Annotated in this window: 33 protein-coding genes; 13 read left to right on the forward strand and 20 right to left on the reverse strand. The window is 63.1% G+C overall.

Translation table 11 applies throughout. The features are described 5' to 3' along the window. Positions 1 to 32 precede the first annotated feature (32 nt). From K3174_RS06655 to K3174_RS06665, 3 genes are read right to left on the reverse strand one after another with little or no spacing between them, the layout of a single operon-like run. On the reverse strand, positions 33 to 320 hold the full coding sequence (locus tag K3174_RS06655; RefSeq protein ID WP_221557629.1) for a GNAT family N-acetyltransferase: 288 nt from the start codon (positions 318 to 320) through the stop codon (positions 33 to 35). A 29-nt stretch (positions 321 to 349) separates the two neighbouring features. Then, positions 350 to 1,321: a sulfur carrier protein ThiS gene (gene thiS / locus K3174_RS06660; protein WP_221557111.1), complete on the reverse strand. Its 972-nt coding sequence runs from the start codon at positions 1,319 to 1,321 to the stop codon at positions 350 to 352. Positions 1,322 to 1,331: 10 nt separating this feature from the next. After that, positions 1,332 to 1,736 (reverse strand): MerC domain-containing protein, encoded by a 405-nt coding sequence (locus K3174_RS06665; RefSeq protein WP_221557114.1) that lies wholly within the window; start codon positions 1,734 to 1,736, stop codon positions 1,332 to 1,334. 143 nt (positions 1,737 to 1,879) lie between these two features. On the opposite strand from K3174_RS06665, the gene K3174_RS06670 reads away from it, so the two are divergent. The 4 genes from K3174_RS06670 (at position 1,880) to rpsI (ending at position 4,430) form a co-directional block, all read left to right on the forward strand. Then, positions 1,880 to 2,905 carry a COX15/CtaA family protein gene (locus tag K3174_RS06670; protein ID WP_221557116.1) on the forward strand — a complete coding sequence of 342 codons (1,026 nt, stop codon included), beginning with the start codon at positions 1,880 to 1,882 and terminating at the stop codon, positions 2,903 to 2,905. Continuing rightward, the gene (gene cutA / locus K3174_RS06675) at positions 2,902 to 3,207 is read left to right on the forward strand and encodes a divalent-cation tolerance protein CutA (protein ID WP_221557118.1); all 306 of its coding nucleotides are present in this window, start codon (positions 2,902 to 2,904) and stop codon (positions 3,205 to 3,207) included. Before K3174_RS06670 ends, cutA begins: the two co-directional genes overlap by 4 nt. A 207-nt stretch (positions 3,208 to 3,414) precedes the next feature. Next, positions 3,415 to 3,894, forward strand: coding sequence for a 50S ribosomal protein L13 (gene rplM, locus K3174_RS06680; protein WP_221557120.1), 480 nt, complete (start codon positions 3,415 to 3,417; stop codon positions 3,892 to 3,894). Further along, positions 3,894 to 4,430 carry a 30S ribosomal protein S9 gene (gene rpsI / locus K3174_RS06685; protein ID WP_247711960.1) on the forward strand — a complete coding sequence of 179 codons (537 nt, stop codon included), beginning with the start codon at positions 3,894 to 3,896 and terminating at the stop codon, positions 4,428 to 4,430. The genes rplM and rpsI overlap by 1 nt, the downstream gene beginning before the upstream one ends. Positions 4,431 to 4,517: 87 nt before the next feature. Here rpsI and K3174_RS06690 read toward each other — a convergent pair whose 3' ends face one another. The 4 genes from K3174_RS06690 to K3174_RS06705 form a co-directional block, all read right to left on the reverse strand. After that, complete coding sequence (locus tag K3174_RS06690) at positions 4,518 to 4,715, reverse strand: hypothetical protein (RefSeq protein ID WP_221557122.1); 198 nt, start codon at positions 4,713 to 4,715, stop codon at positions 4,518 to 4,520. A 76-nt stretch (positions 4,716 to 4,791) separates the two neighbouring features. After that, positions 4,792 to 5,652 (reverse strand): metallophosphoesterase family protein, encoded by an 861-nt coding sequence (locus K3174_RS06695; RefSeq protein ID WP_221557124.1) that lies wholly within the window; start codon positions 5,650 to 5,652, stop codon positions 4,792 to 4,794. Continuing rightward, a complete protein-coding gene (locus K3174_RS06700) occupies positions 5,642 to 6,496 on the reverse strand; it encodes a diacylglycerol/lipid kinase family protein (protein WP_221557126.1) in 855 nt (284 codons plus the stop codon). Before K3174_RS06700 ends, K3174_RS06695 begins: the two co-directional genes overlap by 11 nt. 38 nt (positions 6,497 to 6,534) lie before the next feature. Beyond that, complete coding sequence (locus tag K3174_RS06705; RefSeq protein ID WP_221557127.1) at positions 6,535 to 6,801, reverse strand: hypothetical protein; 267 nt, start codon at positions 6,799 to 6,801, stop codon at positions 6,535 to 6,537. Between the two features lie 192 nt (positions 6,802 to 6,993). Here K3174_RS06705 and K3174_RS06710 point away from each other — a divergent pair, with 192 nt between their 5' ends. After that, positions 6,994 to 7,287, forward strand: coding sequence for a UrcA family protein (locus tag K3174_RS06710; RefSeq protein ID WP_221557129.1), 294 nt, complete (start codon positions 6,994 to 6,996; stop codon positions 7,285 to 7,287). A gap of 111 nt (positions 7,288 to 7,398) precedes the next feature. Here the strand turns inward: K3174_RS06710 and K3174_RS06715 are convergent, their stop codons facing one another. The 3 genes from K3174_RS06715 to K3174_RS06725 all read right to left on the reverse strand — a co-directional run bounded on the left by K3174_RS06715 (position 7,399) and on the right by K3174_RS06725 (position 10,951). Continuing rightward, entirely contained in the window at positions 7,399 to 8,148 is a 750-nt protein-coding gene (locus K3174_RS06715; protein WP_221557131.1) for a LytR/AlgR family response regulator transcription factor, read from the reverse strand. After that, positions 8,141 to 9,334 (reverse strand): sensor histidine kinase, encoded by a 1,194-nt coding sequence (locus tag K3174_RS06720; protein WP_221557133.1) that lies wholly within the window; start codon positions 9,332 to 9,334, stop codon positions 8,141 to 8,143. The genes K3174_RS06715 and K3174_RS06720 overlap by 8 nt, the downstream gene beginning before the upstream one ends. A 99-nt stretch (positions 9,335 to 9,433) precedes the next feature. Then, positions 9,434 to 10,951 carry a fumarate hydratase gene (locus K3174_RS06725; protein WP_221557632.1) on the reverse strand — a complete coding sequence of 506 codons (1,518 nt, stop codon included), beginning with the start codon at positions 10,949 to 10,951 and terminating at the stop codon, positions 9,434 to 9,436. Positions 10,952 to 11,111: 160 nt separating this feature from the next. Between K3174_RS06725 and K3174_RS06730 the strand changes: the two genes are divergently transcribed. The 4 genes from K3174_RS06730 to K3174_RS06745 are packed head-to-tail and all read left to right on the forward strand — an operon-like array spanning position 11,112 to position 14,109. Next, positions 11,112 to 11,708 (forward strand): protein-L-isoaspartate O-methyltransferase family protein, encoded by a 597-nt coding sequence (locus K3174_RS06730; protein ID WP_221557135.1) that lies wholly within the window; start codon positions 11,112 to 11,114, stop codon positions 11,706 to 11,708. Positions 11,709 to 11,741: 33 nt separating this feature from the next. Then, positions 11,742 to 13,190, forward strand: coding sequence for a TolC family outer membrane protein (locus tag K3174_RS06735; protein ID WP_247711962.1), 1,449 nt, complete (start codon positions 11,742 to 11,744; stop codon positions 13,188 to 13,190). A gap of 54 nt (positions 13,191 to 13,244) precedes the next feature. Then, positions 13,245 to 13,718 carry a DUF2497 domain-containing protein gene (locus K3174_RS06740; protein WP_221557139.1) on the forward strand — a complete coding sequence of 158 codons (474 nt, stop codon included), beginning with the start codon at positions 13,245 to 13,247 and terminating at the stop codon, positions 13,716 to 13,718. Positions 13,719 to 13,755: 37 nt separating this feature from the next. Continuing rightward, entirely contained in the window at positions 13,756 to 14,109 is a 354-nt protein-coding gene (locus K3174_RS06745) for a (2Fe-2S) ferredoxin domain-containing protein (protein WP_221557141.1), read from the forward strand. Here K3174_RS06745 and K3174_RS06750 read toward each other — a convergent pair. Beyond that, complete coding sequence (locus K3174_RS06750) at positions 14,106 to 14,396, reverse strand: hypothetical protein (RefSeq protein ID WP_221557144.1); 291 nt, start codon at positions 14,394 to 14,396, stop codon at positions 14,106 to 14,108. The genes K3174_RS06745 and K3174_RS06750 overlap by 4 nt on opposite strands. 116 nt (positions 14,397 to 14,512) lie before the next feature. Between K3174_RS06750 and K3174_RS06755 the strand changes: the two genes are divergently transcribed. The 3 genes from K3174_RS06755 to xth are packed head-to-tail and all read left to right on the forward strand — an operon-like array spanning position 14,513 to position 16,125. Beyond that, positions 14,513 to 14,944 carry a CBS domain-containing protein gene (locus K3174_RS06755; protein WP_221557146.1) on the forward strand — a complete coding sequence of 144 codons (432 nt, stop codon included), beginning with the start codon at positions 14,513 to 14,515 and terminating at the stop codon, positions 14,942 to 14,944. Positions 14,945 to 14,975: 31 nt separating this feature from the next. Further along, positions 14,976 to 15,302, forward strand: a complete 327-nt coding sequence (locus K3174_RS06760; protein ID WP_221557148.1) for a HesB/IscA family protein — start codon at positions 14,976 to 14,978, stop codon at positions 15,300 to 15,302. A 37-nt stretch (positions 15,303 to 15,339) separates the two neighbouring features. Beyond that, on the forward strand, positions 15,340 to 16,125 hold the full coding sequence (gene xth / locus K3174_RS06765; RefSeq protein WP_221557150.1) for an exodeoxyribonuclease III: 786 nt from the start codon (positions 15,340 to 15,342) through the stop codon (positions 16,123 to 16,125). A gap of 63 nt (positions 16,126 to 16,188) precedes the next feature. Here xth and K3174_RS06770 read toward each other — a convergent pair whose 3' ends face one another. The 9 genes from K3174_RS06770 to K3174_RS06805 form a co-directional block, all read right to left on the reverse strand. After that, the gene (locus K3174_RS06770) at positions 16,189 to 16,848 is read right to left on the reverse strand and encodes a cell wall hydrolase (protein WP_221557152.1); all 660 of its coding nucleotides are present in this window, start codon (positions 16,846 to 16,848) and stop codon (positions 16,189 to 16,191) included. Positions 16,849 to 17,048: 200 nt separating this feature from the next. After that, complete coding sequence (locus K3174_RS06775) at positions 17,049 to 17,384, reverse strand: DUF1491 family protein (RefSeq protein WP_221557160.1); 336 nt, start codon at positions 17,382 to 17,384, stop codon at positions 17,049 to 17,051. Positions 17,385 to 17,389: 5 nt separating this feature from the next. Further along, positions 17,390 to 17,854, reverse strand: a complete 465-nt coding sequence (locus tag K3174_RS06780) for a PaaI family thioesterase (RefSeq protein ID WP_221557162.1) — start codon at positions 17,852 to 17,854, stop codon at positions 17,390 to 17,392. A 16-nt stretch (positions 17,855 to 17,870) separates the two neighbouring features. Next, positions 17,871 to 18,440 (reverse strand): ribosome hibernation-promoting factor, HPF/YfiA family, encoded by a 570-nt coding sequence (gene hpf / locus K3174_RS06785; protein WP_221557164.1) that lies wholly within the window; start codon positions 18,438 to 18,440, stop codon positions 17,871 to 17,873. A gap of 77 nt (positions 18,441 to 18,517) precedes the next feature. Continuing rightward, positions 18,518 to 19,198, reverse strand: coding sequence for a DNA polymerase III subunit epsilon (dnaQ, locus tag K3174_RS06790; RefSeq protein ID WP_221557166.1), 681 nt, complete (start codon positions 19,196 to 19,198; stop codon positions 18,518 to 18,520). Between the two features lie 41 nt (positions 19,199 to 19,239). After that, complete coding sequence (coaE, locus tag K3174_RS06795; RefSeq protein WP_221557168.1) at positions 19,240 to 19,854, reverse strand: dephospho-CoA kinase; 615 nt, start codon at positions 19,852 to 19,854, stop codon at positions 19,240 to 19,242. Next, positions 19,851 to 20,705 carry a shikimate dehydrogenase gene (aroE, locus tag K3174_RS06800; protein ID WP_345719601.1) on the reverse strand — a complete coding sequence of 285 codons (855 nt, stop codon included), beginning with the start codon at positions 20,703 to 20,705 and terminating at the stop codon, positions 19,851 to 19,853. Before aroE ends, coaE begins: the two co-directional genes overlap by 4 nt. Then, positions 20,702 to 21,307, reverse strand: a complete 606-nt coding sequence (locus K3174_RS16825) for a Maf family protein (RefSeq protein ID WP_247711963.1) — start codon at positions 21,305 to 21,307, stop codon at positions 20,702 to 20,704. The genes aroE and K3174_RS16825 overlap by 4 nt, the downstream gene beginning before the upstream one ends. Beyond that, a complete protein-coding gene (locus tag K3174_RS06805) occupies positions 21,304 to 22,182 on the reverse strand; it encodes a pyruvate, water dikinase regulatory protein (protein WP_221557172.1) in 879 nt (292 codons plus the stop codon). The genes K3174_RS16825 and K3174_RS06805 overlap by 4 nt, the downstream gene beginning before the upstream one ends. 285 nt (positions 22,183 to 22,467) lie before the next feature. Here K3174_RS06805 and hemE point away from each other — a divergent pair, with 285 nt between their 5' ends. Then, positions 22,468 to 23,493, forward strand: a complete 1,026-nt coding sequence (hemE, locus tag K3174_RS06810; RefSeq protein WP_221557174.1) for a uroporphyrinogen decarboxylase — start codon at positions 22,468 to 22,470, stop codon at positions 23,491 to 23,493. Positions 23,494 to 23,513: the final 20 nt, after the last annotated feature.

Here is a 23,513-nt window from a genome sequence, read left to right on the forward strand (position 1 = left end):
CGCCCAAGATGGTTAACAAGCTGTGTGCCGCGCTAGATTTCTACCACATCGCGCCAATCCTCGTGGCGCAGGGCCTGTGCCTTGAAGAACGGGCAGAGCGGAATGATCTTCACGCCGGTGGCGCGGGCATCCTCGACCACGCGCAAGGCGAGCGCCTGGCCGACCCCCTGACCGCGCAGCGAATCGGGCACGCCGGTGTGATCCACGATGATGCGCGTCGGGCTGACCTTGGAGAAAGTCAGTTCCGCCTCCTCGCCACCGTCGGCAGACCGGTAGACGTAGCGCCCCTTGGTTTCCCCGTCTTCACGGGTGATTTCCATATCGGCCACGACGCGCTCTCCTCTTCGTGCTAGATCAATCCGGCCAGCGGGCTGCTCGGATCGGCGTATTTGCGCGTCGCCATGCGTCCGGCAAGATAGGCGTCGCGCCCCGCCTCCACCGCCAGCTTCATCGCGCGGGCCATGCGGATCGGGTCCTTCGCTTCGGCGATGGCGGTATTCATCAGCACACCGTCGCAGCCCAGTTCCATGGCGACAGCCGCATCCGAGGCGGTCCCGACACCGGCATCGACCAGCACCGGCACGCCTGCGCCTTCCTTGATCAGACGAATCGTCACGCGGTTCTGGATGCCCAGCCCCGAGCCGATCGGCGCGCCAAGCGGCATGATCGCGACGGCGCCCGCATCTTCCAACTGCTTCGCCGCGATCGGATCGTCGACGCAATAGACCATCGGCAGGAAGCCTTCCCTGGCCAGCGTCTCGGTCGCCACCAGCGTTTCGCGCATGTCGGGATAGAGCGTGCGCGCTTCGCCCAGCACTTCCAGTTTCACCAGAGCCCAGCCGCCGGCTTCGCGCGCCAGGCGCAGGGTGCGAATCGCTTCGTCGGCGGTGAAGCAACCGGCGGTATTGGGCAGATAGGTGATCTTCTTCGGATCGATATAGTCGGTCAGCATCGGCGCCTTGGGATCGCTGACATTCACGCGGCGCACGGCCACGGTGACGATTTCTGCGCCCGAAGCCTCGAGCGCGGCGGCGTTCTGTTCGAAATCCTTGTACTTTCCGGTGCCGACGATCAGGCGGCTCCCGAACGTGCGCCCGGCAACCGTCCAGATGTCGTCTTCCTGCCCGCCGCCTACGAAATGCACGATCTCCAGCGTATCGCCGTCCGCGATGGAATGTGCGGCCAGTTCGCTGCGGGGCGCAATCGTGCCATTGTGTTCGACCGCAACCTTGGCTGGATCGAGGTCGAGCTCGCGCACGAGGTCGGCGATGGTGGCGGCGGCAGTGCGGCGGGTCTCGCCATTGACGGTCAGGGCAATCATGCGGCCCGACTTAGTCCCCGCAGCGCTCCTTGCAAGCGGCGGAATGCACATGGCGCAGGTTAAGGATGTGACCGAGCGACACCAGGGCGACGCCGATGATGGTCAGAATGGCTTCCTCGAACCCATGCGGGACAGCCAGTGCACCGCCCATGAAGGTCAGACCGGTCATGGCGACGACGAAAGGGGCCGCGACGCGGTGGCGCATCGCCCCCCAGCCGATCGCGACGCCCGCAATGAGCGTCGCCACGACAAGGCCGACCCGGTGGATATCGGGATGGAGGAACAACTCGCCACCGAGGCCGAGGCCCGACACCAGGACGATCGACAACAGACAATGCACCGCGCAGGCACCGGACAGGAATATTCCCGCACGGTCCAGCTTCCGACGAATCGGCGAGATAGCGCGTTGCAACATGACTCGGCAGTTATGTTATGGTGTAACGTGTTTCAAGCGAAACCGTGTCTATGCCGCTTCGTTCCGGCGATTGCAGGAACCGGCATACCGCTTTCCGGATTTGCTCTTGCGCTGCGCGCAAGTGGGAACCAGAGACGCGAGCCATGTCCAAGAATAGCATGCAGGTCCGCCCGGTTGCGCTCGCCAACTGGCTTTTAGTGGTCGCCGCCATGGTTGTCCTGATGGTCGCGGTAGGCGGTATCACCCGCCTGACCGAGAGCGGGCTTTCGATCACCCAGTGGAAGCCCATAACCGGAGCGATCCCACCGCTTACCGAGAGCGCGTGGCAGGCCGAGTTCGATCTCTACAAGGCCACCGGAGAATACCAGAACGTCACCGGCCCCGCGGGCATGGACCTCACCGCCTTCAAGTTCATCTTCTTCTGGGAATGGCTCCATCGGCTGCTGGGGCGTCTGATCGGGCTGGCGTTCGCGCTTCCGCTGGTGTGGTTCTGGGTCAGGGGTGCCATCCCCGCCGGATACAAGCCGCGACTTGTTGCCTTGCTGGCGCTCGGCGGGCTGCAGGGCGTGTTCGGCTGGTTCATGGTGAAGAGCGGCCTCGCCGGGACGATGACCGATGTGAGCCATTTCTGGCTTTCGATCCATTTGCTGACCGCGTTCCTTACCCTTGGCGGTCTGGTCTGGACGGCGTTGGACCTCAGGCGCCGGGCGGCGGGCCAGAAACGGGCTGCGCGCTGGACGCTTGCCGCAAGCTGGGTGGGTGCGATCCTCTTCGTGCAGCTATTGCTGGGCGCTTGGGTGGCCGGGCTCAATGCCGGGCTGGCATCGGACACATGGCCACTGATGCAGGGCCGCTTCATGCCCGAATTCGATGGCGCGCACGGCGTCTTCTGGGCCATGACCCACGATCCCTTCCTGATCCATTTCCTCCATCGCTGGTGGGCCTGGATCGCGGTCATTGCACTCATAGTGCTGGCCCGCCGGGTCAAGCCGCTCGAACGCAAGGCATCGGTGGCGATCCAGATGACCTTGGGAACGCAGATCCTGCTGGGCATTGCGACGGTTTGGACCGGCGTCGCCCTGTGGGTGGCGGTGGCGCATCAGGTGGTGGGGGCACTGCTGGTGGCGAGCTTTGCATGGGGCGCGCATATATTGGGCCGCCGGACGTGACCGCCCTGATCTACTGCCCGTTTCCCGATGCGGCTTGCGCCGAACGGATCGGTCGGGTCCTGGTCGAGGAAGGTCTCATCGCCTGCATCAATATCGGCGGGCCAATCCGCGCGATATTTTCATGGGACGGCGCAATCGGCGAGGGCGAGGAGATTCCAGGACTTCTCAAGACATCGGCCGCAAAGCTCGATCACGCTGTTGCACGCCTCGAACAACTGCACCCTTACGATTCCCCGGCCATTCTGGGTTGGCGCTGCGAGGCGGCAGGCGCGGCCACCCGGGAATGGCTCGGCGCCCTGTAGCGCGAAGACGGGGCATTTCCGCCATTCACGTTTCGCAGATTGTGTTGGGGTTTTATTTTACCCCATGGGAAGGCCGCGGAATTGCTTGACTAATCGCCGGTCTGCAGCCATTTGGCGCGCGCTTCGCGGGTCCGTGCACATGGATTCGCCGATTGGCGCCGCCGCCTCGCAAGGGCGCGGCACGAACACTAGGAACGGAAACCAGCCATGAAGGCTCTTACGAAGGCCACCCGGTCGATCAAGCCGGCCGAGGTCGAAAAGAAGTGGCACATCATCGACGCCGAAGGTCTCATCGTCGGTCGTGTCGCCGCGATCATCGCCAACCACCTGCGCGGCAAGCACAAGCCGAGCTACACCCCGCATGTCGATTGCGGCGACCATGTCGTCGTCGTCAATGCCGACAAGGTGAAGTTCACCGGCAAGAAGATGAACGACAAGGTGTACTACAAGCACACCGGCCATCCGGGCGGCATCAAGGAAACCACCCCGGCCAAGGTGCTGGAAGGCAAGTTCCCGGAGCGCGTCCTCGAAAAGGCTGTCGAGCGTATGATTCCGCGCGGCCCGCTGGGCCGTGCCCAGATGCGCGCGCTCCACGTATTCGCCGGCACCGAGCATCCCTATGACGGCCAGAAGCCCGAGAAGCTCGATGTTGCCTCGATGAACCGCAAGAACAAGGTTGTCGCGTAATGGCTCCCGAATCGTCGAACGAAACCAAGAACGAAACCGTCTCGGATCTCGCCGATCTGAAGGACATCGCCGGTGACGCGCCCGAGGGCGATGCCGCCGATATCGCAGCAACCGCCGACGTCCCCCTGCGCGAGCAGGAGCTCGACAAGCAGGGCCGCGCTTACGCCACCGGTCGCCGCAAGGACGCGACCGCTCGCGTCTGGCTCAAGCCCGGCAGCGGCAAGGTCATCGTTAACGGCAAGGACCAGGAAGTTTACTTCGCCCGTCCGACGTTGCGCCTGATCATCGACCAGCCTTTCACGATCACCGATCGCCAGGGCCAGTACGATGTCGTCGCCACGGTCAAGGGTGGCGGTCTTTCGGGCCAGGCCGGTGCGGTCAAGCACGGCATTTCGCAGGCGCTCGCCAAGTACGAGCCTGCCCTGCGCAGCACGATCAAGGCCGCCGGCTTCCTGACCCGCGACAGCCGCGTAGTCGAGCGTAAGAAGTACGGCCGCGCCAAGGCACGCCGCAGCTTCCAGTTCTCGAAGCGTTAAGGCTTCACCCGATCTTTCAGATCACCGAGGGGGCGGTTCCGCAGGGAGCCGCCCTTCTTCTTTGCGCACTCTTGCTTTGCGCAGCGCTCAACGCTGGAGCATCATGATGCCCCAGGCGAGTGCGGTGCCCCCGAAGAAAAGCGGCCACGACCACCAGAAATCGTAGCTGTATATTTCGACATGGAAGATCGCCAGCTCGCCGCCCTTCGAGCCTTGCGATCCGATCAGCAGTGCGACCACGAACGTCAGTATCGCACCAAGGGGGACTGCTTTGACGAGTTCCACCTGGCCATCTCCTTACCCGGGAAACCTACAAAACCACGGTTGCCGAAGCAATGCGGATCGCGCCTAGCGCCGTTGGTTAATGGACCGGCGGGTCGACGCGCGGGATCTGGCGAACCGGAGCCACGGGCTCGCCCTCGCGGCGCGGCGGCAAGGCGTTCTCGGGAACGTCGTCGATCTGCATGTCGCGGGTCTCCACATCCTCGAGATTGCGGACGCATACTTTCAGCGTCCTGCCGTCCCACTCGATCTCGTTGAAGCTCGGCGGCGTCGAGCGGGTCCGCTTGGACAAGGTGCCCGCCCCGATCATGCGGACGGGGCCTTCGCTCGTATTTTCCATGATATCGAAGGCATCATGGACATGGCCGGACAGCACTGCTTCGACCTTGCGTTTCGCCAGTTCGCGCAGAGCCCGATCGCCATGCTTGGTGAGGGCCGTCCCCTCGGTCCCGACTTCGCGCAGAGGGTGGTGAACCGCGACCAGCGCGCGGGTGCCCTCCGGCAGTGCGTCCAGCGCCTTCAGACAGCGGTGGAGCGCCCGTCGGCTCACCCAGCCTTTCGACCAGTTGAGACGGGGCTGCATGCGAACCGCCGTCTTCAAGGGCACGATTGCAAGAGAGCCCAGATCGAGTTCCTTTTCGACCTTCTCCTGCATCCCGCGAAACCGCTTATAGGGCGTGGCGAAACGCTCCAGCAGGTTGAAATAGGGCAGATCGTGATTGCCCACTCCGACCGTGACGGGAGCGTCCAGCGAATTGATCCAGTGCGTGGCGGCCGCGAATTCCCGATGGCGCGCGCGCATCGTCAGATCGCCGGTGATCGCCACCGCGTCGGGAGCCTTTTCGGATATCTCTTGCTTGGCCCAGTCCAGCGCCCGATTGTTCTCGAGCCCGAAATGGATGTCCGAAAGGTGGAATATGCGGCGGATGTCAGAAGCCATGCGCGGTCGCTAGCAGATTGACGGGACATTCAGCCACCGTGAATTCGGCACGGGGGCCGAGCGTGGCCGGTTCGCCGTCGATCAGCAGCTGCAGCGGTTGATTCCCGCAATTCTCGATGACCAGCCGGTCGAGCAAGCCCAGCCGCTCGTGCGGACCATCGCGAAATCTGCGCCGCAGCACGGCCCAGCTTTGCTGGAGAAACTCGCCGGCGCTTTCGAGCCGGTAGCCATCCGCCTGCATTCCGCGATGACACGGCGTAAGTTCGATCAACGGATAGCCGTCATCATGGCCGATTGCCGGGTCGATCATGCGGACCCGCGGCCCCCCGGTCGTCTCGGCCAGCGCCTCGCTCGCGCCTTGGGCGAGACCGGTGATATCGAAATCGCGCATCGCTTCGCGCACTTCCGCCCAGGCTGTCCCGGGGCCAACCAGCAAACCGGCATGCGCCCGGCCCGCATCGCAGCAGGCCATGATCGGCCGGACCGGACGATAGGCGCCGCGTGCGATACAATCGAGAATCGCGTCGCACGTCGTACCCTCGCCGTGAAGCCGGGCGCTGAGCAGGTTCATCGTGCCGCCCGGCAGAACCAGGACTTCGCCGTCCCAGCCGGCAACCGCGTCGATCGCGGCGTTGAGCGTGCCATCTCCGGTAAAGACGACCAGGCGCGCAACGCCCTCGCTTTCGAGCTGGTGGCGGGTGGGCAATGGGTCTGCCGGAAATCCGAACGTGGTCGCAGGCAACAGGCCGCGCGCAGCCATCGACTGTTCCAGCGCAGCGAGAGTGGCATCGCTGTTGCTGCCGCTACGCGAATTGACGACGAGACATGTTTTCAGGGACGGCATGCGGAGAAAGCGCCGAATGCTCGCCACAGTTCCCGTGCTCAGACCCGGTCGTCGAGCAACAGCCACCCCGTTATTGCATTGAGCGCGCTGTACAAGGCATATCCCCAGGCCGCCGCCGGCCAACCATGAGCCGACAGCATCATGGACGCGAGCAGCACGAGAAACTCGACGGCAAGCGAAAGCCGGCCGCCATTCGCCGTGAACGGTCGCGGCAAGGTATCGAGCAGGGGATGGTCCGACTCGAGCACCGCCTTGTGGACCGCGAAATTCACGATCCCGAGCACGAAAAGGACGCCGAGCAACATGGACGAAGACCTTAGGCTCGTCGTCCGCCGATTGCCAAACGCCATTGGTCGACCGTTTCGCGTCGCTTGTCCGAATGCATCGTCGCTGATCGAAACCGGCGTGCGATTACAGATGTAGCCGCGTAATACAGTTCCAGCGGCGAGCCTCTCCCCTCACTGATCGGGCTCGCCGCAAACCAGGAGGAACATGCCATGAAGACGACCCTCGCTACGATCGCCGCAATCGGAATCGCACTGACTGCCGGCACCGCCCACGCCAAGTCGATTACCGTCACCTACGATGACCTCAATCTCGGTACCGCGGCCGGGCAGAAGGTCTTGTCCCAAAGGATCGATAAGGCCGCGCGGGATGCTTGCGGCTATTCCGAATCGCGGACCGGTACGCGCCTGCAGAGCCGCGAAGCGAAAGCCTGTTTCGAGAAGGCCAAGGCCGACGTGAGCGAGCAATTCGCCGCGCTCGTGGAAGATCAGTCCTTGGGCGGCTGATACCCCCAGTTCGCCCAATATCGGACCCCGGCCGGATGCAGTCCCCCGGTCGGGGTCTTTCTTTGTGCGGGTAGAACCGCAGACGATCTCGATAAATGGTTGCGCCGGCTTCTACCGCCCGGCCATTGCCTTGACCTTGGGCAGATAGGTACGCCCGATACGCAATGCCTCGCCATCGTCAAGTTCCACCGACCACACGCCCAGGCCATCATGGCGCAACCCGGTGATCCGATCCTTGCGCAATATGGTGGAGCGGTGAATGCGAATGAACTTCGCCGGATCGAGCCGCTTTTCCAGGCCGGCAATGGTTTGCAGCAGGAGGTAGGTCCGCGCCTCGTCGTCGGAGCCGACATGCAGGCGGACATAATCGCGTTCGGCATCGATCCGGCCGACTTCGGACGTGGCGATGCGGATCAGCTCGGAGCGATGCGGGATCCACAATTCCTCGAGCCACACTCGGTCGCCTTGCTCGCCAGTCCCTTGCCGTGCGAAGGCCCGCGACACTGCCCGTTCGAGGCGTTCTGCCTTGACCGGCTTCAGCACATAGTCGACCGCATCGAGATCGAAGGCTTCGACGGCGTAGTTGTCATGCGCGGTCACGAACACGACGGCGGGACGTGGCGCTTTCTTCGACAGCGTCTTCGCGACAGAAATCCCGTCGATCTCCGGCATGGTCATATCCAGCAGCATGAGGTCGGGCTGGAGTGCCTCGACCAATCGCAAGGCCTGGGCCCCGTCGCTCGCCGTTCCGACGACCTGCAGCTGGCCGATCTTCGAACAGATGACCTGCATGCGTTCGACCGCCAGCGGTTCATCGTCGACAATCAGGGTCCTGAGCTTCTCGCCCTCTTCCTCAGCCATGCTTCACCATCGGTAACCTCAACTCTGTTTCATAGCCCGTCAGGGACGGTCCGGAAACGATCGTCGCGGCGTTGCCGAAGCGTGCCTCCAGCCGATCGCGCACATTGGCGAGGCCGATACCGAAACCATGTTGCCCCGAGGTACCAGGGCCGTCATCGCTGACGGTCAGGACCAACCGGCCGTATTCTTCCCGCGCGGATATCGCGATCGTCACAGGCTTGCTCGATGCCGAGACGCCGTACTTCACCGAATTCTCGACCAGCGGCTGAAGGATCATTCCGGGCACTTTATACCCTGCCAGTTCGGATGGCAGGTCCACCTTGACCCTGAGCCTTTCGGGAAACCGCACCGACTCGATTTCGAGATAGTGTTCCTGCAGATCGATTTCGTCTTCCAGGCTCACATCGCCCGTCGAATCCTCTGCCAGACTGTGCCGGTAGAAACGCGATATCGTCTGGATCATCTGTTCGGCCCGCTCCGCCTTGCCGGTCATCACCAGGGCCGACAGCGAATTGAGCGTGTTGAACAGGAAATGCGGGTTCACCTGATAGCGCAGGGAGCGCAGTTCGGCGGCCTTGGCCGCCGATCGAAAGCGTTCGCCCCGCCGCTCGGCAGCCCGCGCCTGCGCCCCGGCAAGCAGCGCCAGGAACAGCGCAGCCCAGGCCATCAGGACGAAGTACCGCCCGATGGCCAGTTCGAATGTCATCTTCCACTGATCGAGCGAAGTCGGCGCGGGGGCGATCACCACGCTTTGCGGGGCTGCCTCCTCGACATCCTCATCCATCTGCGTCCGGGGAAGGTCGATCAGCAGATTGCCGGCCTCGTCACGGCGCAGGAAGATACCGCGTTCCTTGCCCATCTGCTGCTCGACCTTGGCCTCGATCGGATCGAATACCCAGCGATTGGCCTGGGCTATCATGATCGCGCCGGGCAGCGCCGCGATCAGGGCGACCGCGATCTTGATGCCCAAGGACCGGTTTTCGACCACGCGGAGCAAGAGCCACAGGATTGCCGTGACGCCCACGCCGATCACGCAGACGAGGGCGCGGCGCCAGGCCAGTTCGTCCTGGAACTCCAGCCCCACCACCACGCCACGCAATGTGATCAGCAGAAAATAGCACAGCCAGACCCCCGCCATGGAGGCAAAAACGACCTTGGCGGGCAGACGCTCGTCTTCCGGATTCATTTGGCGTTCATGTATCGACACGATTCGAGATGTGGCCAATCGCGCGTTCAAATACCAGCGCCGCTGTCGAACCCGCTGTGCGGTTGGTCGAGCCGCCTGCTATTCGGCGGGTTCCAGATCACCCTCGGCGATCCGACGGCGCCACTCTGCCGGGGCGAGCGTGTGAACATTGTTGCCCGCGGCATCCACCGCCACGGTTACCGGCATGTCCTGTACCTCGAACTCGTAGATGGCCTCCATGCCCAGATCCTCGAAAGCGACCACCTTCGCGCCCTTGATGGCACGGCTGACCAGATAGGCCGCGCCGCCGGTCGCCATCAGATAGGCCACCTTGAACTTGCTGATCACCTCGACCGCATTGTGCCCGCGTTCCGCCTTGCCGATCATGGCGAGAAGGCCGAGATCGAGCATCATCTCGGTAAATTTGTCCATGCGGGTTGCCGTGGTCGGTCCGGCCGGACCGACCACCTCGCCCATCACCGGATCGACCGGGCCGACATAGTAGATGGCACGGCCCCTGAATTCGACCGGCAGCTCCTCACCCACATCGAGCATGTCTTTGATGCGCTTGTGTGCGGCGTCGCGCCCGGTGAGCATCTTGCCCGAAAGCAGCAGGCGGTCGCCATGTTGCCAGCTCGCGACCTCCTCCGGCGTGAGCGCGTCTAGATCGACACGCTTCGCGGCACTATCGGGCTGCCAGGTGACCTGCGGATAATCGTCCAGCCTGGGCGGTTCGAGATAGGCCGGGCCCGAACCGTCGAGAGTGAAGTGCGCGTGGCGCGTCGCCGCACAATTGGGAATCATGCCCACCGGCTTTCCGGCCGCATGGCACGGCGCATCGAGGATCTTCACGTCGAGCACGGTCGACAGGCCACCGAGACCCTGCGCGCCGACGCCCATCGCGTTGACCGCGTCGAAGATGTCGATGCGCAGATGCTCGATGTCGGTCTGCGCGCCACGCTGTTTGAGCTGACCCATATCGATCGGGTCCATCAGACTGAGTTTGGCGAGCTTCATGCAGTGTTCGGCGGTACCGCCGATACCGATGCCGAGCATGCCGGGAGGGCACCAGCCCGCGCCCATGGACGGGATCTGTTCGATCACCCATTCGACGATATTGTCGCTCGGGTTCATCATCTTGAATTTCGACTTGTTCTCGCTGCCGCCGCCCTTTGCCGCGACGTCCACGCTTACCGTATTGCCCGGCACCATTTCCACCGAGAGGACAGATGGCGTGTTGTCGCGCGTATTGCGGCGGGTGAAAGCCGGATCGGCGAGGATCGATGCGCGGAGCTTGTTATCCGGGTGGTTGTAGGCGCGACGCACCCCTTCATCCACGACTTCCTGCAGCGAATGATCGCTGTCGAGGCGACAATTCATGCCCCATTGGACGAAGACGTTGACGATGCCCGTATCCTGACAGATTGGCCGATGCCCTTCGGCGCACATGCGGCTGTTGGTCAGGATCTGGGCGATGGCATCCTTCGCTGCTGGGCCTTTCTCCGCCTCGTAAGCTTCGCCCAGCGCGCGGATATAGTCCATCGGATGGTAGTAGGAGATGTATTGGAGCGCGTCGGCCACGCTCTCGATAAGGTCGTCTTCGCTGATGACGGTCATGTCGCTCATCGCCGCAAATTCCCATGTTGCAGATTTGCGCTCCCCGATAGGCGCGTTTGCCGCCATCGGTCAAAGCACTTGGCCGAAACAGGCCTTGCGCCTAAGGCAACCGGAGCTTGCATAAGCGTGTTATTGATGTAATACAGCTCGCGGAACGACCATGATATTGACCACCACCAGCCCCGATTATGCCGTCGCCCGCAAGGCGATGATCGACAGCCAGCTACGCACCAGCGGCGTGAGCGACGCCTTCGTGCTCGAGCGCATGGGGAGCGTCCCGCGGGAGGACTTCGTGCCCGAAAGCGCGAGGGCGATCGCCTATATGGATCGGGCCATCCGGCTCGACGACGGCGGCTTTCTGCCCGCCCCGCTCTTCCATGGTGCAATGCTGGCAGAAGCCCGCCCCGGCGCGGACGACAAGGTGCTCGTGGTCGATGCCGGAAGCGGGTATCTGCCTGCCCTGGTCGCACCGCTCGCGGGCAGGCTGGACACGACCACCCCCGACAAGGCGGCCAATGGCAGCCGGCCGGGCAGTTACACGCTGGTCCTGGTGGACGGAGCCATTGAACACGTGCCGGCGGCGCTGGTGAAACTGGTCGCGGAAGGCGGACGGATCGTCACCGGCACGGTCGAGCGCGGCGTGACCCGCCTTGCTACCGGTCGCAAGTCCGGCAAGGCTCTCGCCATGCTCCCGCTGGCGGAGATGGGAATCCCGCGGCTTGGCGCATTCGACCGGCCGCAAAACTGGAGTTTCTGAATGCGTCGGGGAGGGATCGTTAGAATACTGGTAATGGGGACTGGCGCCAGCATGCTGGCGTTTGCTGCACCGGCTCAAGCCGATACGCTACAGGAAGCGCTTACCAAGGCATATCGCAACAACCCCACGCTACTCGCCGCGCGCGCCAACCAGCGCGCAATCGACGAGGACGTACCGATCAACAAGGCGCAGGGCATCCCAAGCATCGATGCTACGGGAAGCTACACCGAAGTTCTCAAGAAATCGCCCAACAGCTTCACCGCTCCCGACCGGATCCTGCAAATAGGCCCTACGCTGATTGTGCCGGTATATGCCGGCGGGGCGATCAAGAATTCCGTCAAGGCGGCGCGGGAGCGCGTCGACGCCGGGCAGGCAGACCTGCGCGCCATCGAAAGCGCTATCTTCAGCCAGCTCGTGGCGGCCTATATGGACGTGCTGCGCAGCGAGGCACTGGTATCGCTGGCCGCCAACCAGGTGGATGTTCTGACCGTCAACCTTCAGGCGACAAGCGACCGTTTCGAAATCGGGGATCTGACCCGGACCGACGTCGCGCAGTCGCAATCGCGTCTGGCGCTGGCTCAGGGTGACTTGCGCAACGCGCAGGCGGCGCTGATCAATGCGCGAGAAACCTATATCCAGCTGGTGGGCGAAGCGCCGAACGAACTCCAACCTCCACCCGCGCTGCCGGGCCTTCCGGCAGATGTCGACACAGCCGTCGATATCGCGCTGGCCGGCAATCCCGATCTGATCGCGGACAAGCAGCGCGCGCAGGCTGCCGGCTTCGACACCGAAGTGGCCGGTTCCGGTCGGCTGCCCACGGTTTCTCTTTTCGCCGGTGCCGATTACACCGATTACTTCGGTACACTGGCTGGCGGCGCGGGCGGTATCGCACAGGACGAGACCACCGCCAACGCTGGCGTCCAGATCAGCATCCCGATCTTCCAGGGCGGGCTGCCGGCAGCCCGCCAGCGCCAGGCGCAAGCGCGCGAAACTGCAGCATTGGAACAGATCATCGCAACCGAACGCGATGTCATAGCGCAGGTGAGAGCCGCATGGTCGAGCTGGCAGGCTTCGCTCGGCGTGATCGAAAGCAGCCAGGTTGCCGTCGAAGCGGCGTCTCTCAGCCTTGAGGGTGTGCGCGCCGAGAATTCGATCGGCAGCCGTTCGATCCTCGACGTTCTCAATGCCGAGCAGGAACTGGTGGGCGCACAAGTCGAGCTCGTGACCGCTCGCCGCAACGCCTATGTCGCCGGGTTCAGCCTCCTGGCCGCCATGGGGCGCGCCGAAGCACGCGATCTCGGCTTCTTCGGCGAAGGCATGCTCTACGACCCGGTCGACAATTACGAACGCGTGCGCGGCAAGATCTGGGATTGGGGACGGGACCCGGACCCGGTCGCCGATGCCACGCGTACCGTCGACGTTCCGGCGCCTACGGCCGATGTGCCCGAACAAGGTGAAATCGGGCTCGAACCAAGCTATTGAGGTGTCTTACCGAATCGGAGCTTGCCGATTCGCCAGCAGGGGGGCCTGAACACGATGCAACAACCGGGTGAACCTTCGGTCGAGGAAATTCTCGACTCCATCAAGAAGGTGATCGCGCGCGACAATCGCGAGGGCGCAATCCTCGATCGCCGCCGTCGCCTCGGCGTCCAGCCGTCGGGGGACGCGATCGGATCGGCCGACGGCGACGATGCCGAAGAAGTGCTCGAGCTGGCGGAAGAGACGGCTCTCGAAGACCTGCCGGGCGACGAGGAAGCCGAACCCGACATGGATGCACTCACCCGCGGCGATACGCGGGAGGCGATGCGCCAGAATTTCGCTGCGCTGGCCATGCTGGCCAAGCCGGGCAAGCAACCGCAGATCGTGCGTTCCGGCGAAACCTCGCTCGAGGGACTGGTTCGCGAGATGCTCCGTCCGATGCTGGCTCAATGGCTGGACGACAATCTGCCCGGAATGGTGGAAGACCTGGTCAAGGCCGAGATCGCGCGGATCGCGGGCAAGCGTAGCTAGGACACCCGCCCGCACCTTGACTGTAAGTTCGAAATCGATGCGCAAGGCCGAGGAAGCACTGGCCAAGACCGGGGGCGCTTCCGTCGAACGGCAGATTTTCCTGTGCGCCGTGTCGGAAAAGCAGAAATGCTGCCGCCGGGACGAGGGCAAGGAAGCCTGGAATTACCTGAAAAAACGCCTGAAAGAGCTTGGCCTTGTGGGCCGCGGCGGCTCGGTTCAGCGCACCAAGGCCGACTGCCTGCAGATTTGCGAAGCAGGCCCGATCGCCGTGGTGTGGCCGGACAATGTCTGGTACCATTCCTGCCGCCCGGAAATTCTCGAAGCCATCATCCAGCGCCATCTGATCGGCGGCGTGCCGGTCGAGGAATACCGACTGCGTCCAGCAGGCTAATCGTCGTCGCTGAGCGGATCTTCGATGGATTCGTCGTGCCCCGTGCCCGACGACAGGAATACCAGCCCCATAAGCGCGCTCGTCAGCAGCATGGTGAAACCGATGCCGAGGGCGGATGCGATATAGTAGTGGATCGAGATTTCCTCGTCGCCATGCTTGTACAGCAAGGCCAGCGCAACGATCACCACACCGACCGTCAGCAGGAACATGAACCGCATGATCCGCCGATAGCGCGCCCAGGCAAAGGCGGCCTTTTCCGGATCGTCGAGGGGTGATTTGCGTACCATCGCCGGCGGACATGGCGGCCCATGGACGACTATTCAACGTCGCCCCGCACGCGATTCGCTTTTTCCCCGCAGAAATGGCATTCTTGCTGCACGGCAAATAGGAGAGGAGAGGTCGTATGGAAATCAGTCGTCTGATCGAAGGGCGTGCGAGTTCGGACATCATATCTTCTTCCGTCGAGACGCCCGTTCGCGACGCCGTCAAGCTCCTCGCGTCGAGGCGCATCGGTGCGATTCCGGTTGTCGAAGGTGGGCAGATCGTCGGCATCTTCTCCGAGCGCGATGTGGTCTATCGGCTGGCCGACGAGGGCGAGGCATGTCTGTCGCGTCCGCTCGGCGAAGTGATGACATCGCCGGCCATAACCGTCGAGCGTTCGACCACGCTTCTCGACGCGCTCGCCCTGATGACGCGCCGCCGTATCCGGCATTTGCCGGTGGTCGAGGGGGACGTGATGTGCGGGTTCATTTCGATCGGCGACCTGGTCAAGGCGCGTCTGGAAGAAATCCAGCATGAAGCCGAAGCCATGCGCGAGTATATCCGGACCGCTTGAGAGTGCCGGCTCCACTCCCTACATCGCCAGCATGACGACACCCTCCCTGACCGATGCGGCGGCTGCACGCATTGCCGCGATTGCCAAGAAGCAGGCGAAGCCTGCGATCCTGCGGCTGTCCGTCGAAGGCGGTGGGTGTTCCGGGTTCCAGTACCGGTTCGGTCTGGCCGACGCAGCCGAAGACGACGATTCGGTGAGCGAGAACGCTGGGGTCAAACTGGTGGTCGATTCGGTCAGTCTCGACCTCGTAGCCGGTAGCACGGTCGATTTCGTCGAATCGCTTGGCGGTGCCGCATTTCGCGTAGAGAACCCGCAAGCGGCAGCCGGCTGCGGCTGCGGATCGAGCTTCGGCATTTAGATTAGACCCGCGCGAACCTTTCGGGCATCAGGCGCGCATGCGTATCGCCAGCTTCAATATCAACGGCATCAAGGCCCGCCTGCCGCGTCTGAAGGAATGGCTTGAGGAGACTCGTCCCACCGTCGCCTGCCTGCAGGAAATCAAGACGATGGATGACGGTTTCCCGGCCGACGAGTTCGAGGCGATCGGCTACAAGGCCATCTGGCACGGACAGAAAAGCTTCAACGGCGTCGCCATCCTGGCCGATGGTGTAGAGCCCAGGGAAATCAAGCGCGGGCTGGGGATCGACGGCCCGAAGGACGGCGAGGGTGAGCAGGCCCGGTATCTCGAAGCAGAGGTCAACGGCGTGCGGATCTGCAATCTCTATCTGCCAAACGGCAATCCGCATCCAGGGCCCAAGTTTGACTATAAACTTGCCTGGATGAAGAAGCTGCGCGAGCGCATGCAAGAGATCTGGAAAGACGAGATTCCCGCCATCGTGCTGGGCGATTTCAACGTGATTCCCGAAGACAAGGACGTCTGGTCGGTGCGGGCCATGGCAGACGATGCGCTGATGCAGCTCGAATCGCGCGACGCCTATTCAGGCTTCCTCGCCGATGGATGGACCGACGCGATCGATACGCTCAATCCGCGAGGCGGAGTGTGGACCTATTGGGACTACCAGGCTGGCGCATGGCAGCGGGACCATGGTTTCCGCATCGACCACCTTCTCCTCTCTCCCGAACTGGCCGACCGAATGACTGCATCCGGGGTCGACAAGGAATATCGGGGAAGGGAGAAGGCCAGCGACCATACGCCCGTCTGGGTCGAGCTGCGCGATTAGCGTGAATGGCGTACGAAGGGCCGCCACATCAATGGCGGCCCTCCGATGGAATTCCGGTTTGTCTCAGCGGTAGAAGACGTGCGTGTCGATCGTGGCGAGCGCGACCTTGCGGTGACTCCAGACGGGACGGACATAGTTGGCGTGGAAGAACAGGGCATCGCTCGCCAGACTGTCCCACAGACCGCGATGCGCAATGCGGGCAATGGCCTCGGCGCGCTTCCATGCGGTCGAACCGGTCCGGATATGCGGCATGCGCCCACGTTTCACGAAGGAGAACTGCGAACGCTGATAGACGACACCGCAATAGCTGGAAGGAAACCGGTTGTCTTCGGCGCGATTGATGATGACTTGCGCCACCGCAAGCTGGCCGTCGAGCGGCTCGCCGCGCGATTCGAAATAGACCGCGCCTGCAAGGCAGCGCAGTTCTTCCGAAAGCTGGCCCGTGGTAGGCATCTGCGAGACGAGCTCGCGCAGGCTGTCAGCCTGCGGCACATCGTCGCTGGAATCTCTGGATGGAACTTCCGCGTCTTCGGGAAGTTCTTGCACCACCGGCTTTTCTACGAAGACAGGCACCACCTCTTCGGTAAGCTGTGCCTCGGCGGCGGTAACTTCGGTTGCTTGCGCCGCAACCTGGGCATTGGCTCCGGAACCCTCGGCTCCGGCAAGAATGGTCAAGGCAGTCGCCGCGACAATCGCGGAGAAACCGGTAGTCTTGCGAATCATTTTTACTGACAACTAAGCGGTGAGCGGTCTGTCGCAGGTCGGGACCCATGGCGCGTTGGTTGCGTCCTGGATGGCGGATCTTTCGCGGGCCTGCCGGCCACCCCCCGTCTGCGTGCTAGCGTACCGACCCCATTGCCGTTTCACACCGCCTGCGCATCGAAGTTCCGCGGCCAAATAGTCGCAAATGAAATCAAGTCAAGTTAATGGCCGCCCCTTGCGATGAACCGTTCCGCATTTTCGACATCCAGTTCCACCATCCAGCAATCCGGGTCGGAAAGCCGCCGTCGCGCCAGATATTCCTCAAATTCTCTTGTATTTTCATCGTCTTGGTCGCGCGTGCACACGAATATACGCGAGCCGTCGAGTTGTGGCATGCGTTCCCACAGGCGGGTATTTCTGCCACTATGCGTGGTTAACAGCAGAATGGTTCCCGCATCTCTTTCGCCCTTCTGCAGGACCATACCAAAGCCGCCAGCCGCTTCTGCTGCGCGGATGAGGCCGGAAACCTCGACGTGGGCGGGCAGGCGCGCATCCATGTCCTTCAGCCGCCGACGAGATAGCCGGGCAGGCTGGACAGCGCGATGTGCGACCGCATGAAGGTACCGGTTCCCCGACCGATCTCGTCGCCTTCGGCATCGACCAGTCGCGATTCGGCGACAAACACGCGTTTGCGCCCACTGACCCAACGCCCTTCTGCAACAACCCGACCGACCCGCACCGGCTTGGTGAAGTGCAGGTTGAACGACGTCGTCAGGAGGAAGCGATCCGTCACGAAGGTATTGGCTGCGTAGAACGCCGCATCGTCGAGCATTTTGAAATAGATCGTGCCGTGTGCCGCGCCTGCCGCATGATAGACTTTCTCGGTCACATCGAAAGTGATCCGAGCCGCGCCTTCGCCGGTAATGTCCAGATGCGAATCGAACACGGCATTGACCGGCGCCGAAGCGTAGAGGCTTTCCAGCGCCCGATGGTGACGCTGCGCCCCGCTGGATGCGGCCCCGGTCATAGCTGCCTGTTCTCCCTTAACGGGGCTCGACCCAGCCGATCGAACCATCATGGCGGCGATAGACCATGTTGTGCTCCCCGCTACCCGCATTCTTGAACAGCAGTCCGTTGGCGTTCTGCAGGTCGAGCAGCATCACCGCATCGGCAACGGTGCATTCGGGAATCATCGCTTTCGTCTCGGCAACCACAAGCGGGCTGTCGGCCGCGATTTCCTCGTCGCTGTCGATCTCGGGTGCCGCGAGAATCGTATAGGCCGCCTCCGCCTCGCGCACGGCGTGCGCAGCCTGTTCGTGCCGATCCTGAATCCGTCGCTTGTACCGGCGCAGCTGCTTTTCGATCTTGTTCGCGGCAGCATCGAACGCCTGGTGGACGTCGTGCGCTTCGGCATGACCTTTCAGGATCAGGCCCTGCATCACATGCGTCACGATATCGGAAGTGAATGCTCCGCCGGGGCCCTTGCCGAACGTGACGTGAGACGAGATCGCGCGGTTGAAATACTTGTCGACGATGGAGTTCAACCGATCGCCGACATGCTCTTGCAGGGCTGCGCCGGTGTCGATCTGGTGGCCGGAAACGCGAATGTCCATCTTGTCGTTTTCTCCTTTATCGTCCCCCGTGCGATCCCAACTCACCCGTCATCCGTCGGTTTCCCCATGGCTGCAACTCAGCCCCAAAGCGGGTTCTCGATCCCGGCCATGAATTCCCTGTGTCGGACAAGCTCTGCATCGCTGGCCGCATGCGGTCGCGGCGGACGCCGTGGGCCATCGGGCGAACTGCGCGTCGCGGAAACGCCGGCCGTTCGAGCCGCTTCGGCCGCCAGTTCGAGGCCGATCTGACGCCCACCCTTGAGCTCGACATAGACCTGCGCAAGCAATTCCGCGTCGAGCAGCGCACCGTGCTTCACGCGGTGGCTGCGGTCGATGCCGTAGCGGGTGCACAAGGCGTCGAGCGAAAGCTTTGCCCCCGGATGCCGTTTGCGAGCAAGTGCCACGGTATCGACCATCCGATCGGTCGACACCGGCTTCATCTCGATGAGCGCCAGCTCCGCATTCAGAAAGCCGAAATCGAACCCCGCATTATGGGCAACCAATGGCGAATCGCCGAGAAACTCCAGCAGCTCTTCGGCAAGATCGCGAAACAGTGGCTTGTCCGACAAAAAAGTTGCCGAAAGGCCATGCACGGCTTCGGCACCGGCAGGCATGTCCCGTTCGGGATTGAAATAGGCATGGTAGCTGTTGCCGGTGGTGACGAGATTGACCATCTCAATGCAGCCAATCTCGACCATTCGGTCCCCGGCCTTGGGGTCGAGGCCGGTCGTTTCGGTGTCGAACACGATTTCGCGCATCGAATCTTGTATCGGCCTCACGTCTCTAGATTACAAGAGGGTTACAACCCGCGGGAGTATGCTCCTGCGGCGCGCAATTCCTCAACCAGTGCAATTACAGCGTGTTCGGTGACCTCGAGGGCAGTGCCGGTATCGATCACATGGTCCGCACGGGCACGCTTTTCCGCGTCGGGCGTCTGGAGACCGCGAATATGGGCGAACTTGTCTTCGGTCATCCCGGGACGAGCCAACACGCGGCGACGCTGCGCTTCCGCTGGCGCCGAAACGACGACCACGCGGTCAACCGCGTCGACGCCGCCCTTCTCGAACAGCAGGGGAATGTCGAACACGACCATCGGTTCGCCGGCGTGTTCGATCAGGAAGGCTTCGCGTTTCCGCGCCACTGCCGGGTGAACGATCGCCTCGAGCCGGGCAAGCTGTTCGGGATCGCCGAACACCTGTGCGCCCAGCTTGTCTCGCGACACCCCACCCGCATCCGTGCTGCCGGGGAACGCCGCTTCGATCGCAGCTATCAACTCGCCGTCCGGCCCCTGCATGGCGCGCACTTCGGCGTCGGCGTCGAAAACGGGCACGCCCGCCGCCTCGAACATCGCCGCAACGGTCGATTTGCCCATGCCGATCGAGCCGGTCAGGCCGACTATCAGCGGGCGGGTCATGCCGTAAGCCTTTCGCGCAGCTCGGCATCGTGTTCGCGGGGAGGTTCGACGCCGAAAAAGTAAGTGAAGGCCGCGGCGGCCTGGCCGATCAGCATGCCGAGGCCGTCGATCGTTTCGAACCCGGCGACGCGGGCATCCTTGAGAAAAGGCGTGTCCACGGGATCGGTGACGATGTCGTAGGCCACCGACCCAGGCGGCGCGTGACTCCAGTCGAAAGCAAGCGGCGGCTGACCGCGCATCCCTAGCGGAGTCGCATTGACGATCAGATCGCAGCAACCCTGGCGGTCGTCGAAAGCGAAGTCGGTGGCCTGCGCGAAATGATCGAGCAGGGCGACGTGGTGTTCCTTTCCCGGATCGAGCTCTTCGAGCAAAGCGCGTGCCTTGTCGGGATCGCGGCCCGCGAGAACTAGTGTGAATCCCGCTCCCGCTAGCCCGGCGACGATTGCCCGGGCGGCACCTCCCGTTCCCAGAACCCGCGCCATACGAAAGTAATGCTGGTTGCGCAGCCGATCCGTGAGGGGCCCGAGAAAACCTGCGACATCGGTATTGCGACCGATCAAACGACCATCGGGCCCCTTTACTACCGTGTTCACAGCGCCGACGCGTTTGGCGAGCGGCTCCAGCCGATCGAGTATCGGCATGATGGCCTGTTTGTGCGGCATGGTAACGTTGCAACCGCGCCAGTCGGGGTCTTCGCGCCCACGAGTGATGTATTCGCGCAGCCTGTCTGCCGTAACATGCGTAGCCCGATATTCGGCATCCAGCCCCAGCTTCTCGATCCAGAACCCATGGATCACCGGCGATTTCGACTGGATGATCGGGTCGCCGATCACTTCGGCGTAGCGAGTCACGACGAGAGAGCGCCTTCCTCGCGCAAGGCGTCGAGGACCTGGAGCAAAGGCATGCCGAGAACCGTGAACTGGTCGCCCGCGATACTCTCGAACAGCTGGACGCCCGGCCCCTCGATGCGAAACACGCCCACGCAATAACTTACTGCCGGCCATTCGGCATCGAGATAGGCCGCGATGAAGTCCTCGCTCAGATCGCGCAAGCGCAGCCGCGCAAAGTCCGAGCCGACCCAGACGATCTGGCCGTCGCGGGCCAGTGCTGCGGCACTGTGAAGAGTCATCGTCTTGCCGGAGAACAAACGCAGGTGCTCGGCTGCATTCGCGCGGCTGGTCGGCTTGTCGAAACGGTTTCCGCCTACCTCGACCAGCGAGTCCGACCCGAGCACCAGGGCATCGCGCTTCTCTGCCGAAACCGCCGCCGCCTTCGCCGCCGCCAGCGCCTGCGCAATTTCGGCGGGCTCGGCGCCGTCCATCTCGGCCTCGAGGGCGCGCTCATCGACGCCCGCGGCTTCGGCCGTGTAAGCGACACCCGCCGCCGCCAGCATCGCCTTGCGGGACGCGCTGCTGGATGCGAGCAGGATTCCGCTGCCGCTGATCGTGTTCATATCGGTTTCGCTCCCTGCGACGTTCCGCGCGTCTCGCGCTCATTGTAAAGCCGGATCACCGCGGCGGCGGTTTCCTCGATCGACCGCCTGGTCACGTCGATCACCGCCCAGCCATTGTCGGCAAACATGCGTCGAGCGAATTTCACCTCGTCCTTCACGCGCTCATTGTCGACATAGTCGGTTTCCCGCTCCTCGTTCAGCGTCAGGAGCCGGTTGCGGCGGATCTGGACGAGACGTTCGGGTGCCGTGGTCAAGCCGACGACCATCGGCCGGTTCAGCTCGAACAGCTTTGACGGCGGCGGACTTTCGACCACGAGCGGGATATTGGCGACCTTGTAGCCGCGATTGGCAAGATAGATGCTGGTCGGCGTCTTCGAACTGCGCGACACGCCTGCCAGCACGATATCGGCATCTTCCCAATCCTCCCAGCCGATCCCGTCGTCATGCGCGATGGTGAACTGGATCGCCTCGACCCGCGCGAAATAGGCCTGGTCCATGGCATGCTGGCGACCGGGGCGGCCGTGCGCCTCCTGACCGAGCGCCTTTTCCAGCGCCTCGGTCACGCGATCCAGAATGGGTACTGCGGGCAGGCCCAGCTGACTGCAGGCCTCTTCCAGCCTAGAACGGGTTTCGAGGTTGACCAGCGTGAACAGCACCAGCCCCGGGTTCGCCTTGAGCTCCGGCAATATCCGTTCAAGATGTTGCCGGCTGCGGACCATGGGCCAGAAATGGCGCACCACATCGGCATCCTCGAACTGCGCCAATGCCGCCTTGGCGAGCATTTCGAGCGTTTCGCCGGTGGAATCGGACAGAAGGTGGAGATGGACCCGGTTGGTGATTTCGACGTCCTGCGGCCTGTGGAGAACGGGAGGCATAAACCACGGGAGAAAGCTGGCGACAAGTTCGGGAGCAGAAACCCTCCCCGATACGAGTCCTTCACGGGCCGATTCCCGCACACCAAATGCGAGTTTTGCGCAGGGGTGGGGACAGCGAGGATAAGTTTGACTCGACTCCCGCCGGCTGGCGAGTCGCAATCCGGCGTCTGCCCTTTGCAGCGCGGGAGAAATCGGGCAGGAGCCACTTATCCCTGAAATCCACAGGGCCAACAGACTCCTTCAACCCTATTATAAATATAATTATTTATTGGATTGGACCCATCGATGCCCGGTCTCCTTCTCGACACGCTGAACGGTAAGCGCGGGACAAGCGTACCTCTCTGGCTCATGCGCCAGGCAGGGCGTTACCTGCCCGAATACCGGGCATTGAGGGAGGAAAGGGGCGGCTTCCTCGCCATGGCCTACGACAGCGAGGCGGCCTGCGAGATCACCTTGCAGCCGATCGACCGGTTCGGCTTCGACGGGGCGATCCTGTTTTCCGATATCCTCATCGTGCCCCACGCGATCGGCCAGCATCTCGAATTTCTCGCCGGCGAGGGCCCGAAGCTGTCGCCGCGACTGGTCGATGTCGCGCTCGATGCGTTGACGCGCGATCCTTCGCGTTACGAACCGATCTACGAGACGGTGCGCCTGTGCCGCCAGCGCCTTCCCGAAACGGTGACCATGCTGGGTTTTGCGGGCAGCCCGTGGACCGTTGCGACCTACATGGTCGCGGGCGAGGGCAGTCGCGATCAGCACGAGGCGCGTGCACTGTCCTATCGCGACCCGGCGAAGCTCGACGCGATCCTGCAGCGGATCGTCACGGAGACGATCGAATATCTCTCCGGACAGATCGAGGCGGGTGCCGAAGCGGTCCAGCTCTTCGATAGCTGGGCGGGCAGTCTTGCCCCGGACGAGTTCGAACGGTTGGTGATCGCACCCAATGCGGCGATCGTCGCAGCTCTGCGCGAACGTCATCCCGCAACGCCGGTGATCGGTTTTCCCAAGGGGGCGGGCGAGAAGCTGCCCGCTTATGCACGCGAAACCGGCGTCCAGGCGGTCGGCGTCGACGAAACTCTCGATCCGAACTGGGTCGCACGGGAACTGCCCGCCGGTATGCCGGTTCAGGGAAATTTCGATCCCTTGCTGCTGCTCGCCGGTAGCGATCGGCTGGAGAGTCGGGCGCGGGACGTCCTCGAGGCCTTTGCCGATCGACCGCACGTCTTCAACCTCGGTCACGGGATCGACCGCCGCACGCCGATCGGGCATGTCGAGCGCCTGATTGCCACCGTGCGCGGTTTCAAGGGGTGACGGAGGCGTGAGCGATCCCT

This window comes from Qipengyuania qiaonensis (assembly GCF_019711515.1).
Lineage (GTDB): Bacteria > Pseudomonadota > Alphaproteobacteria > Sphingomonadales > Sphingomonadaceae > Qipengyuania > Qipengyuania qiaonensis.

Excerpts from the sequence above, each read along its gene's own strand:
- K3174_RS06695 (WP_221557124.1), bottom strand. The coding sequence starts at position 5,652 with ATGGCTTCTGACATCCGCCGCATATTCCACCTTTCGGACATCCATTTC.
- K3174_RS06770 (WP_221557152.1), bottom strand. The coding sequence starts at position 16,848 with ATGATTCGCAAGACTACCGGTTTCTCCGCGATTGTCGCGGCGACTGCC.
- K3174_RS06715 (WP_221557131.1), bottom strand. The coding sequence starts at position 8,148 with ATGGCTGAGGAAGAGGGCGAGAAGCTCAGGACCCTGATTGTCGACGAT.
- K3174_RS06665 (WP_221557114.1), bottom strand. The coding sequence starts at position 1,736 with ATGTTGCAACGCGCTATCTCGCCGATTCGTCGGAAGCTGGACCGTGCG.
- coaE (WP_221557168.1), bottom strand. The coding sequence starts at position 19,854 with ATGACCCGCCCGCTGATAGTCGGCCTGACCGGCTCGATCGGCATGGGC.
- K3174_RS06700 (WP_221557126.1), bottom strand. The coding sequence starts at position 6,496 with ATGCCGTCCCTGAAAACATGTCTCGTCGTCAATTCGCGTAGCGGCAGC.
- K3174_RS06710 (WP_221557129.1), top strand. The coding sequence starts at position 6,994 with ATGAAGACGACCCTCGCTACGATCGCCGCAATCGGAATCGCACTGACT.
- hpf (WP_221557164.1), bottom strand. The coding sequence starts at position 18,440 with ATGGACATTCGCGTTTCCGGCCACCAGATCGACACCGGCGCAGCCCTG.
- K3174_RS06780 (WP_221557162.1), bottom strand. The coding sequence starts at position 17,854 with ATGACCGGGGCCGCATCCAGCGGGGCGCAGCGTCACCATCGGGCGCTG.
- K3174_RS06740 (WP_221557139.1), top strand. The coding sequence starts at position 13,245 with ATGCAACAACCGGGTGAACCTTCGGTCGAGGAAATTCTCGACTCCATC.
- xth (WP_221557150.1), top strand. The coding sequence starts at position 15,340 with ATGCGTATCGCCAGCTTCAATATCAACGGCATCAAGGCCCGCCTGCCG.
- K3174_RS06730 (WP_221557135.1), top strand. The coding sequence starts at position 11,112 with ATGATATTGACCACCACCAGCCCCGATTATGCCGTCGCCCGCAAGGCG.
- K3174_RS06755 (WP_221557146.1), top strand. The coding sequence starts at position 14,513 with ATGGAAATCAGTCGTCTGATCGAAGGGCGTGCGAGTTCGGACATCATA.
- K3174_RS06705 (WP_221557127.1), bottom strand. The coding sequence starts at position 6,801 with ATGTTGCTCGGCGTCCTTTTCGTGCTCGGGATCGTGAATTTCGCGGTC.
- rplM (WP_221557120.1), top strand. The coding sequence starts at position 3,415 with ATGAAGGCTCTTACGAAGGCCACCCGGTCGATCAAGCCGGCCGAGGTC.
- hemE (WP_221557174.1), top strand. The coding sequence starts at position 22,468 with ATGCCCGGTCTCCTTCTCGACACGCTGAACGGTAAGCGCGGGACAAGC.
- thiS (WP_221557111.1), bottom strand. The coding sequence starts at position 1,321 with ATGATTGCCCTGACCGTCAATGGCGAGACCCGCCGCACTGCCGCCGCC.
- K3174_RS06725 (WP_221557632.1), bottom strand. The coding sequence starts at position 10,951 with ATGACCGTCATCAGCGAAGACGACCTTATCGAGAGCGTGGCCGACGCG.
- K3174_RS06670 (WP_221557116.1), top strand. The coding sequence starts at position 1,880 with ATGTCCAAGAATAGCATGCAGGTCCGCCCGGTTGCGCTCGCCAACTGG.
- K3174_RS06745 (WP_221557141.1), top strand. The coding sequence starts at position 13,756 with ATGCGCAAGGCCGAGGAAGCACTGGCCAAGACCGGGGGCGCTTCCGTC.
- K3174_RS06735 (WP_247711962.1), top strand. The coding sequence starts at position 11,742 with ATGGGGACTGGCGCCAGCATGCTGGCGTTTGCTGCACCGGCTCAAGCC.
- rpsI (WP_247711960.1), top strand. The coding sequence starts at position 3,894 with ATGGCTCCCGAATCGTCGAACGAAACCAAGAACGAAACCGTCTCGGAT.
- K3174_RS06655 (WP_221557629.1), bottom strand. The coding sequence starts at position 320 with ATGGAAATCACCCGTGAAGACGGGGAAACCAAGGGGCGCTACGTCTAC.
- K3174_RS06750 (WP_221557144.1), bottom strand. The coding sequence starts at position 14,396 with ATGGTACGCAAATCACCCCTCGACGATCCGGAAAAGGCCGCCTTTGCC.
- K3174_RS06775 (WP_221557160.1), bottom strand. The coding sequence starts at position 17,384 with ATGGATGCGCGCCTGCCCGCCCACGTCGAGGTTTCCGGCCTCATCCGC.
- dnaQ (WP_221557166.1), bottom strand. The coding sequence starts at position 19,198 with ATGCGCGAAATCGTGTTCGACACCGAAACGACCGGCCTCGACCCCAAG.
- K3174_RS06720 (WP_221557133.1), bottom strand. The coding sequence starts at position 9,334 with ATGAATCCGGAAGACGAGCGTCTGCCCGCCAAGGTCGTTTTTGCCTCC.
- K3174_RS06760 (WP_221557148.1), top strand. The coding sequence starts at position 14,976 with ATGACGACACCCTCCCTGACCGATGCGGCGGCTGCACGCATTGCCGCG.
- K3174_RS06805 (WP_221557172.1), bottom strand. The coding sequence starts at position 22,182 with ATGCCTCCCGTTCTCCACAGGCCGCAGGACGTCGAAATCACCAACCGG.
- K3174_RS16825 (WP_247711963.1), bottom strand. The coding sequence starts at position 21,307 with ATGAACACGATCAGCGGCAGCGGAATCCTGCTCGCATCCAGCAGCGCG.